Origin of the sequence: Kribbella sp., assembly GCF_035687465.1 — a bacterium.
Lineage (GTDB): Bacteria > Actinomycetota > Actinomycetes > Propionibacteriales > Kribbellaceae > Kribbella.
The window spans coordinates 1-12,857 of sequence record NZ_DASRXP010000529.1 but is presented as its reverse complement, the minus strand read 5'-3'; the positions used below and the strand labels follow the sequence as shown (position 1 = coordinate 12,857).

The following is a 12,857-nucleotide window of genomic DNA, read 5'->3' as shown; positions in this document are numbered from 1 at the left end:
CAATCCGTCTACGGCCCGACCACCGACAGCGGGGTGGCGAACCAGTTCGCGGCGATGCCGAGTCTGCATGTCGGGTGGGCGTTCATGGTCGCCGTCTTCCTGATCCGGTACACCCGGTCCCGCTGGCGCTGGTTGTGGATCGCGCATCCCGTCATCACCTTCGCGGTGGTCGTGGTGACCGCGAACCACTACTGGCTGGACGGCCTGATCGCGATCGGACTGGCCCTGCCGTTGCTGCTGATCTTCGACGGCCGACGGGTGCGCCGGGACAGCGCTCGATCCCTTCCCCACCCCACCGCCCCGGACGCGGCACCCGCCGGGGTCAGGAATCCTCAGCTCTCGACCGGGGTGCCGGCGGCGGCCAGTTCCTCGTCGGCGCGGACCAGATAGGGCTCCTGTTCGAGCACCAGGCGGGCCGCGGTCGCGCCGATGTCGAAGTACAGGCCGACGAGTTCGAGCCGGCCCTCGGCCTCGGCCTGGCGAACGCACTCGTAGCTGCGCAGGTTCTGCAGTTGCACCGCGACGTTGGTGACGGACAACTTGTCGACCGGGGCGAGTTTCACCCCGGTCGTCGGGTCGATGATGTCGGGCAGCGCGACGGCCCGGCGTACCGACGGCTCCAGATGACGCAGCCAACTGCGCAGACCCGAGCCGTCCTCCGCGGGGGTGTCGTCCAGTGCGGCGGTGGTGGCGCCGCAGTGCGAGTGGCCGCAGACCACGATCGAGGCCACGCGGAGCACCTTGACCGCCATCTCGACCGCCGCGCCGACGGAGTCGCTGTTCGACCCGTACGGCGGGACGAGGTTGCCGACGTTCCGGACGCAGAACTGGTCGCCCGGTCCGGTGGTGGTGATCATGTTCGGCACGATCCGCGAGTCCGCACAGGTGATGAACAACTGCGTCGGCTGCTGTCCGTCGGCCGCGAGCCTGGCCATCATCGGCCGGATCAGTTCGGCCGAGTCCTCGAACTCGCGGATCCCGTCCAGCATCGCGGCCCGCTGGTCGACCTCGGGAACCACCTGACGCTGCTGCCAGGGAATCAGCCGCCGCGATCGGATGACGTCCCCGCGCAGGGCGGCCCGGAACGCCGAGCGGTTCAGCTCGACCGAGCCACCGCGCGCGAGGTGCCCGCGCCGCCAGTCCTCGATCGCCTCGTACGCCGCGTGGTCCAGATGGTTGACCCGGAGCTCCACCCGGACCGGGGCTCCGGCCGGGATCGTGCGCAACGTGCGGATCAGCGAGGCGACTCCGAGGAAGACGAGCGTGCCCTGGATCCGTACGGTCCAGACGCCGTCCTGCTCGGTCGCGGTGACAGTGGCCCGGGCCAGCCGGTAGAGCACTCGACCGAGGGCCAGGACCAACCCGGCGAGAACCCCCTCGGCCAGACCGAGGACAGCGACGCCGGCCGCGGTCACGACGTACACGAGAAGTTCGTCGTGGCGCCGGAGGGTCCGGATGTGGGCCAGCTGGACCAGGCGTAATCCGGTGACCAGCAGCACGCCCGCGAGAGCGGCCATCGGGATGAGCTCCAGCATCGCGCCCGCGGCGAGCACGAACACCGCGATCCACAGGCCATGCATGATCGCCGAGGCCCGGGTGCGGGCTCCCGCGGCGACGTTGGTCGAACTGCGCACGATGACGCCGGTGACGGGCATGCCACCGAGCGCGCCGGAGACCGCGTTCGCCGCGCCCTGGCCGATCAGTTCGCGGTCGAGGTTGCTCCGCTTGCCGGCATGAAGCTTGTCGACGGCAACGGCCGAGAGCAACGACTCGACACTGGCGACCAGGGCAACAGTCAGCACCGCGGTCGCGATGTCCAGTGCTCCACCTTGGGGCAGCGCCGGCAGGATCAATTCCTGCAACGGGTTGTCCGGCAGGTCGACCCTGGTGACGTCGACCATGAACACGGCGGCCAGGCCGGTAACGGTGACCACGGCAACCAACGGTGCCGGAATCATCTTCAGTTTCGGTAGGCGTGGCCAGGTCAGCAGGATGACGACAGTCAGGACGCCGACCAGGACAGAGGCGGCGTGATGCGCCCACAACTGCTCGGGAAGCCCGGCGAGGTTGGCGATCAGCGAACTCTGCGCCTGACCCCCGAGCACCACGTGGAGTTGCTGGACGGCGATGGTGACGCCGATCCCCGCGAGCATGCCGTGCACGACCGCGGGAGACAGTGAGAGAGCAAGTCGGCCGATCTTGGTGACGCCCAGCAGGACCTGCAGGAGGCCGGCCGCGCAGGTGATGCCGGCCGTCGCGGCCCAGCCGTACTGCGCGACGAGACCGGCGACGACGACGGTGAGACCGGCGGCGGGACCGCTGACCTGCAAGGGCGATCCGCCCAGCGCGCCGGCGACGACACCGCCGACGACCGCGGCGACGAGCCCGGCGATCAGTGGTGCCCCGGAGGCAGCGGCGATGCCCAGGGAGAGGGGGATAGCGATCAGGAAGACCACCAGCGAGGCCGGTAGGTCATGGCGAAGAATGGTCCTCACCGAGGCGCGTTCGGGCGCAGGCTCGGAAGAGGGCGAGGAGTGGGAGGTTGACATGGTCGGCACGGGTCCTCCGGCGTTGGGTGCTCACAGCAACAGAACGTCGAAACAAAGAGTGTCGATCTGGTTACTCATAGTACCCAGTGGATCAAGGGCCGACGACCGGCAATTCGTTGCCGCAGGCGCGGATCCCCGGCACCGTGGCGAAATCGTTGCCTCCGGCCCGCTGGATAGGATCGGCGCAACCAACCAGGAGTGAGGGCTGATGGATCTGCAACTGTCCGGCCGGACCGCGGTCGTCACCGGAGCGAGCAAGGGGATCGGTCTGGCGTGTGTCGAGGCCCTGGCCCGGGAAGGCGCCACCGTGATCGGCATCTCCCGCGATCCCGCGAACCTCGCGGCCGCCCAGGAGGAACTCGCCGCGAAGGGGTTGAGCTTCCAGCCCGAGGCGGTCGACCTGACCGATCCCGACGCGACCACCGCCGCCTTCGAGCGGATCGGTGCCGTCGACATCCTGATCAACTGCGCCGGCGCGGCCCGGCGGACGCCGGTGGCCGAGCTGGACAGCAAGGCGTTGCACGCGGCGATGGAAGCGAAGTACTTCACCTATATGCACGCGACCGAGGCGGTCATCCGCGGGATGGCTGAACGCGGCAGTGGCTCGATCGTGAACGTCGTCGGCCAGGGCGGCCGGGCCGCGAACCCGATGCACATCGGCGGTGGCGCGGCCAACGCGGCGCTGATGCTGGCGTCGGTCGGCTACGCGAAGGCGTACGCCGGCCGCGGTGTCCGGGTGAACGTGATCAACCCCGGCACGACCCGCACGAGTCGCGTGGACGAGGGCCTCGCGGCGTCCGTCCGCGCCACCGGACGTCCCAAGGAGGAGTTGCTCGCCGAACTGGTGGCTGATCTCCCGATGGGCCGCGTCGGCGAACCGTCCGAGGTAGCCGATGTCGCCGTCTTCCTCGCGTCACCGCGGGCAAGCTACGTCACGGCCTCCATCATCACCATGGACGGCGCCGCCACCGCCGCCATCTGATGCTCAGGAGAAGGGGGTGACGGGGCGGGCGATGCGCTCGTCGTCGATGGTCAGGTCGACCTTTTCGTTGAAGAAGGCGACGAGGCCGGCGATCGGGAGCAGCGCAGCGGTCGGGAAGTCGTAGGACCAGGCCAGGTCAAGGCGGTCGCCGACGGACCAGTAGCCGGTGGTCCGGCCCTTGTACGGGCACGCGGTCCGGAGGTCGCTCGGGGTCAGGTGCTCGAAGTTCACCTCGGTCCGCGGGAAGTAGTAGCGCGGCGGCAGCCCGGTCTCGAACACGATCACCGTCGAGCGGGACTCGGCCAGCAGCCTCCCGTCCAGCTCGACCTTGACGTGCCGGCCGGACCTGATCGCGTCGCAGCGCGCATACGGGCTCCGCGGATGGACGAAGACTTCCTCGTCCTCCTCGAACCAGCTGTCGAGCGCGTCCCATTGGAACCGCACCCGGTCTTTTCCGATGCCCTCGTCGTACACCCAGGCCTTGCCGGATCCGGCGGCGTGGACCCGCGCGACGCCGTGCTCGAACTCCTTCGTCTCGCCGGTTTCGGTCAGTACGCCGTCCGCCACGTCGGCGAGCGGGATGTAGTACTGCGGGTAGGGCGGGAACTCCCACAGGTAGATCGCGTCGGTGGTGTCCAGGACGACGCGGTTGCCGAGAGTCGCGCGGACCCGGCGGGGGACCGGAGCGGTGCCGCCGGGTGGGACGAGTGGTTCTGGGTAGGCGCTCATGCCTCCATCGTGCGTCAGATCGCAGTACTACGGCAGGCGTCGTACGGACGCTTCCGGAACGATGCCGCGGGCCGGCCCCTGGTGGAGGCCGGCCCGCGGATCTGCGGATCAGGTCAGACCGTGATCCAGTCGATGTCGGCGATGTAGCCGGTGGGGTTGCTCACCTTGATCGAGTTGGCGCCTGCCGCCAGCTTGACCGGCAGGTAGACGACCTGCGGGGTGCCCCAGTCGTTGTCACCGAGACCGTGGTAGTTGACCCAGTAGGTGTCGGCGTTGTTGATCGTCAGCATGCTCTGACGGCTGGTGTCGCCGTCGGTGTAGGCGATCTTGACCAGGTAGGTGCCGGCCGTCGGCACAGTGATGTTGTTCAGCGTCACCGTGGCGTCACCGCCGATGTTGCCAACCTTGTTGCCACCCGAGCAGAGGGTGCAGCCGTTGACACTGGCGTTGCCGGTGAGCGTGCTGCTCGCGGCCTCGGCCTCGTAGCGGACGGGTCCGCCAGACTTCGAGGTGAGCATCGTGATCGGTGCACTCGCCTCAGAGGTCTTGCTGCCCTTCACCGCCTTGACCTCGAACTTGTACTGCGTCTGCGGCAGCAGCCCCTGCACCACAACACTCGTGGTCGCGCTGGTCGCCACCTGCTTGCCGTTCGCGTAGACCTTGTACGACGTCGCGCCGGTGCTCGGCCGCCAGGTAAGCGACGTCGTGGTCCGGCTGACATCGGTGGCGGTGAGGTCGGCCGGCTTGCTCGGCGAACTGCTGCTGTTCGGGATGATCTTGAGCAGCTTCGAGCCGTGCGCGGGCAGCGCCGCACTGACCTGACCGCTCACGTTGCGGGTGTTCTGGTTCGCCCAGACGTCGCGGACGGTCGCCTTGCCGGTGATGCCCAGCTGGTCGAACCTGCCGGTCACCGTCGCCGGGGTATCGGCCAGGTTGAACAGCCCGACCGTGGTGCTGCCGTCGGGGTTCTTGGCGTACCAGGTCTGCTGCAGCTGATCCTGGTTCAGCGGGCGGGCCGGGTTGCCGGCCTGGTTGATCGCGATGACCTCGCGGTTGGTCAGCAGCTTCAGACCGTACGAGTCGAGTTTGGTCATGTCGTCACCGACGTACAGCGGCGCCGCGTTGATCGCCCAGAACGTCATGTAGCTCTGCCGCTCGGCCTCGGTCAGGCCGTCCATCTCACCGACGCCCACGTTGATCGCGTCGAGGTTGTTCCAGTGACCTGGTCCGGCGTCGTCGATCCACTGCGGCAGGTCCCACCAGCGCTGCTTCACCGAGCTGTCCCAGCGGACGATGGTGTCGCAGTAGCACTCCACGTCGGTGTCGATCCGCCAGCCGTTCGAGTTCGCCTTCCACGTCTCGGCGTACCGGTGGCTGAGCGACCAGGACAGGATGTACTGCATCGGCCGGCCCGAGCCTTGTACTGCGCGCCACCAGGCCTCGATGTCCTCGGTGTTGTTGTGGTTCGGGTCGTCCGGAGCGCCCTTCCAGGAGCCGGGGCCGACACCGTCCATCTTGATGAAGTCGACACCCCAGCTCGCGAAGACGTTCGCGATCGAGTCGGCGAACTTCTGCGCGCACGGGCTCTCGTAGTTGATCTTGTACGACATGTCCCAGCCGTTGGTGGTCCGCAGGTCCGGGTAGACGATGTCGCGGGTGAAGCAGCCAGGCGCGTCGTAGATCGGGGTGTTGCCCTCGCGGTAGGCATCCATCCCGAGCCCGACGACGGTGTAGATGCCGAACTTCAGCCCCAGCTTGTGGATGTCGTCGCCGACGGCCTTCATCCCGCGCGGGAACCGGGCCAGATTCGCGACCGGACGGCCGTACTCGTCGGCGCCGCCCTGCCAGCCGGCATCGACGTTGATGTACTCGTAGCCGTACGGCTTGAGCTTGGTGGCCATCGCCTTGGCCTGGGTGAGGATGTTCTTCTCGTTGATGAAGCTGCCGGGCCCGTCGGGGTTCACGCCCGGATAGTTGGTCGACTGCAGGCTCCAGCTGCTCCAGCCCATGTAGGGCTTGGCCGCCACCTGCGGGTACTTCGCCGGTGCCGCCGCCTTGGCCTGGGGTGCCTCGATCGGTGCCTTGCCCTGGAAGTTCGTGTCCGGTTCGACCAGGGTCGGCTTCGGCCCGGGCTGGATGCCGCCGGCCCGGGTGCCTTCGCTGTCCTTGATGCTCGCGCTCGCAGGTGCGATCGCAGCCGCCGCCGACACCAGGGCGACAACGGCTACGGCCGCCACACCGGTACGGCGCTTGCGGCGCCCCGGTGATCGGGAAGGGTCCGCGCCGGGCGCGGAACCAGAGGGGACTGACATGGATGTGCCTCCGTCTCGTCCGAGATCAGGGGGAGCGGACGGTGCTCACCCCTGGCCGGCGCCCACGACGTCCACTGGGGTCTGACGGCCGGGGCGGCGGACGCTGCCGAGCCTAGGGGCGGTTAATTTACGGGGTCAAGTAACAAGCGTCGATAACTCTGCGTGTGGTCAAGTCCTTTTTCTGTGACCGAATCACGCTGCGTAGGGTTTTGCCATGTCCCCACGACCGAAGCTGTACTCCGAACGTCGCGGTTCTGGTGAACCCCTGCTGCTGATCATGGGCATGCGCAGTACCGGCTCGACGTGATGGCGGTGAAGGCGCCGGTGCCGGTGATTGTGCTGCAGTCCCAGGCTGCGCTCAACCACAACGCGATCAGCCGCCTGCCGCGACTCGACGTACCGACGCTGGTCCTGCACGGTCCGCGGACGAGATGATCCTGCCGGAGAACGGGAAGCGGTTGGCCGAACTCATCCCGAACGCGCGGTACGAGGTGCTCGATGGGGCAGCGCATCTGTTCTGGAGGGAACAACCTGAGCGTGTGATCGAACTATTACACGACTGAGATCAACCCGGGCCGGGGGGCTGCGCGTCGTACCAGCCGTAAGGGCTTCGTGACTCGTGTGAGGCGGGTCAGCCCTGACGGGAGGGGAACATCATCAATAAATCAAGGAGAATCGGACGTGCCGCGATAGCCGCGAGCGCGGCCGCCGCACTGGTGGCGATGGCCGGCGGCGCCGGCAGCGCCTCGGCGTCGAACACCGCGGAGCCGGCCCTCAAGTTAGTTGCCGGGAGCACCGAAGTTACGCTGGACCGGTACCCGGACTACGGCGTCGATCTGGACCTCGGGACGCATCTGGTGGCGGGGAAGAAGCTGGTCGAGGTCCGCGCCACCCGGAAGACCTACAACGACCCGATAGTCGCCAAACAGGTGGTCAACGGCAAGTCCAAGACTCTGCCCAAGGGCGCGGTGACGGACTTCGCCGGGCTCGGCAAGTTCCTGCATGTCACCATCACCGACTCGACCGGTCAGAAGGTGATCGACCGGGACCAGACCTTCTGCCTGAACGGTGAGGGGTCCCGGGTTCGGCCGGATGCGCCGGACACGTCGCCGTACCCGGACGGCTGTGGCAACAACCCGTTCACGCTCGGCGCGGTCTGGGGCCTGCAGGCCGGTTGGTCGGTGAACACCTACGGCTACACCGGCGAGCCGGCTGACCTGCCGGTCGGCACCTACACGGCCAAGGTCAGCGTGAACAAGCTGTACCGCGACTTCTTCAAGATCGGCACCTCCGACTCGAGCGTGACGGTCAACCTCACCATCAAGGACGCCGAGCAGTGCGATCCCGGTCACGGCGACGGATGCCGGGCCGCGGCGAAGGCGAAGACGCTGGGTGCGCCGGCCAAGAAGGCCGTTTCGACCACTGTCGCGCCGAAGCCGAACGCGGCCCGGCCGACCGGTAAGGCGAGTGTGCCGGCCGGTCCGAAGCCGGACCTGCGGTCGCTGCCGGCCTGGCAGATCTCCGTCGCACCCGGCGAGGAGGGCACTCCGAACGCGGACAAGGACTTCCTGCAGTTCGCGGCGAACGTGTGGAACGCCGGTCCGTCAACGCTGGTACTGGACGGGTTCCGCCAGCCCGGCAAGGACCTGATGGACGCGTACCAGTACTTCTACGATGCGAACGGCAAGCAGGTCGGCTACCAGAAGACCGGCACGATGGAGTGGGACGCACGTGACGGCCACACCCACTGGCACTTCACGGACTTCGCCCGCTACAGCCTGCTGAACGCCAGCCAGTCCGAGGTGGTCCGCAGCCAGAAGGAGGCCTTCTGCCTGGCCGCGACGGACGCCATCGACTACACCGTCAAGAACGCCAACTGGCACCCGATGAACACCGACCTGCACACCGCCTGCGGCAACCACGGTTCGCTGTCGGTGCGCGAGGTGCTCGACGTCGGCTCCGGCGACACCTACTCGCAGTCCCTGCCCGGCCAGTCCTTCGACGTGACGGACCTGCCGAACGGCACGTACTACGTGCAGGTGCTCGCGAACCCGGAGAAGCGTCTCTTCGAGTCCAGCACCACCAACAACGAGTCGCTCCGCAAGGTCATCCTGGGCGGCACCCCGCACAACCGCACGGTAGAGGTCCCGCCGGTCGGCGTGATCGACGCTCCCTGACCCGTACTGCGTGTCCCGGGTGACCCTGGATACGCCTTTGATCTCGTGCCCCGGCATGCCCGCCGGGGCACGAGTTCGGCCTAGTGGTGCAGCGGCTTGCGGCGGGTGCGACGGGGACCGGTGCGAGGGTCGCTGCGAGCGTGCTGGCGGCGGCCGATCACGAAGGGCCTTGACGGGACGGGCGGCTCCGGTCGGGTCAGGTGGATCGGCGCCTGCTCCAGGCCGAGGCGGACCGGCGGTGGACGCCAGGGCGATCGGGGCGTGCGGAGCAGGACGACGCGGAAGCGGCCGACCCGGGCGAGCTTGATCCCGATCGCGATGGTCGCAGTGGCCGGGATGAGGCCCGCCAGCAGCAGGCCGAACCGGGCACCCCAGTGCTCGGCGATGAAGCCGACCAGCGGACCGCCGATCGCGCCACCGCCGATGAAGACCAGGTTGTAGATCCCGGCCACCCGCCCGCGGAGTCCGTCGGGAGTGGTCAACTGCACCATCGACTGGGCCGCGGTGAGGAACATCAGCGTGGCCATGCCGAGCGCACAGAGCAGCGGCAGGAACGTCCACAACGACGGCTGGATCGCCGCGACCATCTCGGTCACCGCCAGGATCGCCGCGATCCCGACCAGGTTGCGCAGCCGGGTCGGCCGGATCCGCCGGGCCGAGAGCAACGCGCCGGTCAGCGAGCCGACCGCGACCGTCGAGTTCAGCAGACCGTACCCGGTCGCGCCGGTGTCGAAGACCACGTCGGCGAAGGCAGTCAGCGTCACCGGCAGGCTGATCGTGAACATGCCGAAGATGCCGACCAGCGCGATCGCCCAGCGGACGGCCGGCTCGTGGAACGCGTACTTCACGCCGTCCCGCAGACCGTCGCGGATCCGCATCCCCTGGCCGGCCTTCCGGGCGGCCTTGAGACCGGGCATCTCGTCCTCGCGCATCCTCAGCAGGGCGGAGATCGAGGCGAAGAACGTCAGGGAGTTCAGGGCGAAGGCCCAGCCGGTGCCGAGGGTGCCGATCATCAGACCACCGAGCGCGGGGCCGATCAGGCTGCCGAGCTGGAACGTGGACGAGACCATGCTGATCGCGTTCCGCAGTCGCTGCTTGCCGACCAGTTCGGTGACGAAGGACTGCCGGGTCGGGTTGTCGACCGCGGTCGCGAGGCCGAGGATCAGGGCCATCGAGTAGACCTGCCAGACATGCACGTCCCCGGTCAGAGCGAGGACCGCCATGATCGCGGGCAGGGTGCCCATCGTGATCTGGGTGACGAGCAGCACCTTGCGCTTGGGAAAACGGTCGGCGATGACGCCGCCGTACAGGCCGAACAGCAAGGTGGGCAGGAACTGCAGAGCGGTCGTGATGCCGACGGCGGTGGCGCTGCCGGTCAGGGTCAGGACCAGCCAGTCCTGGGCGATTCGCTGGACCCAGCCGCCGATCGAAACAGCGAGCAGGCCGCTGACCAGGAGCCGGAAGTTGCGGACCTCCAGCGCCTTGAAGGTTTCGCGGAAGCCGGGACGCCGTTGCGTCGGCGGGAGCTCACCGGTCGGGGGTTGCGGGGTGGTGCGGTGGGTGTGGCCGTCGGGGACGGGGTGGACAGGACCGGAAGCCCGGGTGGTCAAGAGTCATCCCTACGAAGTGGACGTGTCAGGGGGGTCGCCTCCATCCTCACCGGTGCGGGGCGGATTCGCGCAGCGAATTACTCCTATTAGTCTTATTGCGTCCCGTAATGAAGGAGGACAGGTGGCCTACGACCCGGATCAGCTGCGCACGTTCCTCGCGGTCGCGCAATCTCTCAGCTTCACCCAGGCAGCGGAACGGCTGGGCATCCGCCAGCCGACGGTGAGTCAACATGTCCGCAAACTCGAGACGGCGGTCGGGCGGCCGCTGTTCGTCCGCGACACCCGGACGGTGACGCTGACCGCGGACGGCGAGGCGATGGCCGGCTTCGCCCGGACGATCCTGGCCGCGCACGAGGAGGCGATGGGCTACTTCACCGGCTCCGCGCTGCGCGGGCGGTTGCGGTTCGGCGTGACCGACGACCTCGCGCTGACCCCGCTGCCGCGGATCCTGCGGGACTTCCGCCAGCTCTACCCGCGGATCGACCTCGAACTGACTGTTGCCCAGAGCGCCAATCTGCTCCGCCGGGTCGAGTCGGGTCATCTCGACCTGGCCTACGTGAAGCACAACGTCGGCGCCGGCTACGAGCCGAACGGTCGGCTGGTCCGGCGGGACCCCCTGGTTTGGGCAGGTATCGCCGGCACCCGGATCGCACCGGATGGACCGGTCCCGCTGGTCGCCTACCAGGCTCCGAGTCTCAGCCGGAGCCTCGGTGTCCAGACTTTGGAACAAGCCGGGCGGTCCTGCCGGATCACCTGCATCGTGCGAGGCGTCAATGGAGTACTGGCTGCTGTGCGGGCCGGGCTGGGGATCGCGATCTTCGCCCGCTCGCTGATGCCGGCCGACCTGGTCGAACCGCCGCCGAGTGCAGGGCTGCCCGAACTGCCCCCGATCGACCTGGTGCTGATCACCAACCCGCGAGCCGGCAAGGAACCAGCCGAAGCCCTCACCGCAGCTATCCTCGGCAGCAACGCACCCCTGAAACCCGACCCTGCCTGAGGCTCGAGGGGCCGTTCTCAGGAGATGAGAGTGTCGCCGCGGATGACCAGGACGACGATGCTGACGACCGCTACCGCGATCGTGACCAGGAACGGCGCGTTCTTCCAGCTCACGATGACTACCAGCAGGGCTGCGACCACGGCCAGGGCGATCCAGCCGACGACGCCGATCGGACCGTCCGGCGCGACCACGAGCAGGATCGTCGCGATCGCGAGCGGTAGCGGGGCCAGGATCCGTGAAGCCCGCCCGAGTCGTTGCGGCCAGCCCCTGACCCCAGTGGCCAGATCATCAGCCAGATCCGGTACTACGTTCGCCAGGTGCGCGCCGACTCCGAGCAGCGCTGTGGCTGCCGTTGCCCACCAGGGTGCCCACGTCTGGTTCGTACCGAGCGTGACGAACGAAGGCAGTCCGCCGAACGCAACGGCGTACGGGAGCCAGGAAATGGGGGTCGACTTCAGGCCCAGGTTGTAGGCCCAGGCGCAGGCCACGAAGCCGATATGAACCAGGCCGGCGCTGAGGCCGTTTGCTAGGGAGACCGGGATACAGAGCGTCGCCATCACGATCGCGCTGGTCCAAACCGTGCGGCGACTCACCAAACCAGCAACGATGGGTTTGTCTTTCCGGTTCACAATGGTGTCCCGGGCGGCATCTATCGCGTCATTGCTCCAGCCGATTGAGAGGTGGCCGGTGAGGATCGTCGCGGCGACTAGGAGACAACCGGCCAGGCTGCGCCCGGCCGACCAGGCGACAGCGGTGACGAGGGCGGTGACCGCGACCGTGGGGCCTGGATGGCAGGCGAGCGCGAGGCCCTTCAGAGTTCGTGTCACCGAAGCAACGATGCCACGATGACGCGGATCGCAGCGGTACAGGCGGCGGTGCCACCACATCGCTATGCGCAGGAGGAACTCACGGAGGCGTTCGCGACGATCTGCTTGCCGGATGGCAAGGGACGCGGGTTGCTGAAGCGGCTGCACGAGAACGCGGGGGTCTCCCATCGGCATCTGGCGCTGCCGTTGGAGCAATACGCAGTACTGAAGGACTTCGGGGAAGCGAACGACGCGTGGATCGCTACTGCGGTTGAGCTCGGGGTCGAGGCTGTCGGCGGTGCGCTGGCCGCCGCCGGGCTCACGCCTGCCGATGTTGATCTGTTGATGTTCACGACCGTGACGGGGGTGGCTGCGCCGTCGATCGATGCTCGGGTGGCGTTGCGGCTCGGGTTGCGCGAGGACGTCAAGCGGATGCCGTTGTTCGGGCTCGGGTGCGTCGGGGGAGCGGCGGGCATCGCGCGGGTGCACGACTACTTGAAGGCCTGGCCGGATCACGTCGCCGTGCTGCTCTCTGTCGAACTGTGCTCGCTGACGCTGCAACGAGATGACGCCTCCTTGCCGAACCTGGTCGGTGGTGCGTTGTTCGGCGACGGCGCTGCCGCGGTGGTGTTGACCGGGTCGGACCACCCGGCGGCGTCCGGGCCTTCTGTGCTGGCGACGCGGAGCCGGCTGTA

Annotated in this window: 12 protein-coding genes; 7 read left to right on the top strand and 5 right to left on the bottom strand. The window is 68.1% G+C overall.

What is annotated here, in order from left to right; all coding sequences use genetic code 11:
• Positions 1–390, top strand: a 390-nt coding sequence (locus VFG33_RS28035) for a phosphatase PAP2 family protein (protein WP_325055969.1), incomplete at its 5' end; no start/stop codon positions are given.
• Here VFG33_RS28035 and VFG33_RS28030 read toward each other — a convergent pair.
• Complete coding sequence (locus VFG33_RS28030; RefSeq protein WP_325055968.1) at positions 333–2,495, bottom strand: bifunctional SulP family inorganic anion transporter/carbonic anhydrase; 2,163 nt, start codon at positions 2,493–2,495, stop codon at positions 333–335. The genes VFG33_RS28035 and VFG33_RS28030 overlap by 58 nt on opposite strands.
• Before the next feature lie 262 nt (positions 2,496–2,757).
• Between VFG33_RS28030 and VFG33_RS28025 the strand changes: the two genes are divergently transcribed.
• A complete protein-coding gene (locus VFG33_RS28025) occupies positions 2,758–3,531 on the top strand; it encodes an SDR family NAD(P)-dependent oxidoreductase (protein ID WP_325055967.1) in 774 nt (257 codons plus the stop codon).
• 3 nt (positions 3,532–3,534) lie between these two features.
• On the opposite strand, the gene VFG33_RS28020 is transcribed toward VFG33_RS28025, so the two are convergent.
• Entirely contained in the window at positions 3,535–4,260 is a 726-nt protein-coding gene (locus VFG33_RS28020; RefSeq protein WP_325055966.1) for a DUF427 domain-containing protein, read from the bottom strand.
• 9 nt (positions 4,261–4,269) lie between these two features.
• Here VFG33_RS28020 and VFG33_RS28015 point away from each other — a divergent pair, with 9 nt between their 5' ends.
• Positions 4,270–4,407: a hypothetical protein gene (locus VFG33_RS28015; protein ID WP_325055965.1), complete on the top strand. Its 138-nt coding sequence runs from the start codon at positions 4,270–4,272 to the stop codon at positions 4,405–4,407.
• Here the strand turns inward: VFG33_RS28015 and VFG33_RS28010 are convergent.
• Entirely contained in the window at positions 4,374–6,572 is a 2,199-nt protein-coding gene (locus tag VFG33_RS28010) for a fibronectin type III domain-containing protein (RefSeq protein WP_325055964.1), read from the bottom strand. The two genes, VFG33_RS28015 and VFG33_RS28010, sit on opposite strands and share 34 nt — an antisense overlap.
• 303 nt (positions 6,573–6,875) lie before the next feature.
• Here VFG33_RS28010 and VFG33_RS28005 point away from each other — a divergent pair, with 303 nt between their 5' ends.
• Positions 6,876–7,007 (top strand): hypothetical protein, encoded by a 132-nt coding sequence (locus tag VFG33_RS28005; protein WP_325055963.1) that lies wholly within the window; start codon positions 6,876–6,878, stop codon positions 7,005–7,007.
• Positions 7,008–7,294: 287 nt separating this feature from the next.
• On the top strand, positions 7,295–8,749 hold the full coding sequence (locus VFG33_RS28000; protein ID WP_325055962.1) for a lysyl oxidase family protein: 1,455 nt from the start codon (positions 7,295–7,297) through the stop codon (positions 8,747–8,749).
• A gap of 80 nt (positions 8,750–8,829) precedes the next feature.
• On the opposite strand, the gene VFG33_RS27995 is transcribed toward VFG33_RS28000, so the two are convergent.
• Complete coding sequence (locus VFG33_RS27995; protein ID WP_325055961.1) at positions 8,830–10,359, bottom strand: MFS transporter; 1,530 nt, start codon at positions 10,357–10,359, stop codon at positions 8,830–8,832.
• 121 nt (positions 10,360–10,480) lie between these two features.
• On the opposite strand from VFG33_RS27995, the gene VFG33_RS27990 reads away from it, so the two are divergent.
• Complete coding sequence (locus VFG33_RS27990; protein ID WP_325055960.1) at positions 10,481–11,356, top strand: LysR substrate-binding domain-containing protein; 876 nt, start codon at positions 10,481–10,483, stop codon at positions 11,354–11,356.
• A gap of 17 nt (positions 11,357–11,373) precedes the next feature.
• Here the strand turns inward: VFG33_RS27990 and VFG33_RS27985 are convergent, their stop codons facing one another.
• Positions 11,374–12,183, bottom strand: a complete 810-nt coding sequence (locus tag VFG33_RS27985) for a UbiA family prenyltransferase (RefSeq protein WP_325055959.1) — start codon at positions 12,181–12,183, stop codon at positions 11,374–11,376.
• A gap of 18 nt (positions 12,184–12,201) precedes the next feature.
• Between VFG33_RS27985 and VFG33_RS27980 the strand changes: the two genes are divergently transcribed.
• A partial coding sequence (locus tag VFG33_RS27980; protein WP_414672990.1) for a type III polyketide synthase occupies positions 12,202–12,857 on the top strand: 656 nt, incomplete at its 3' end.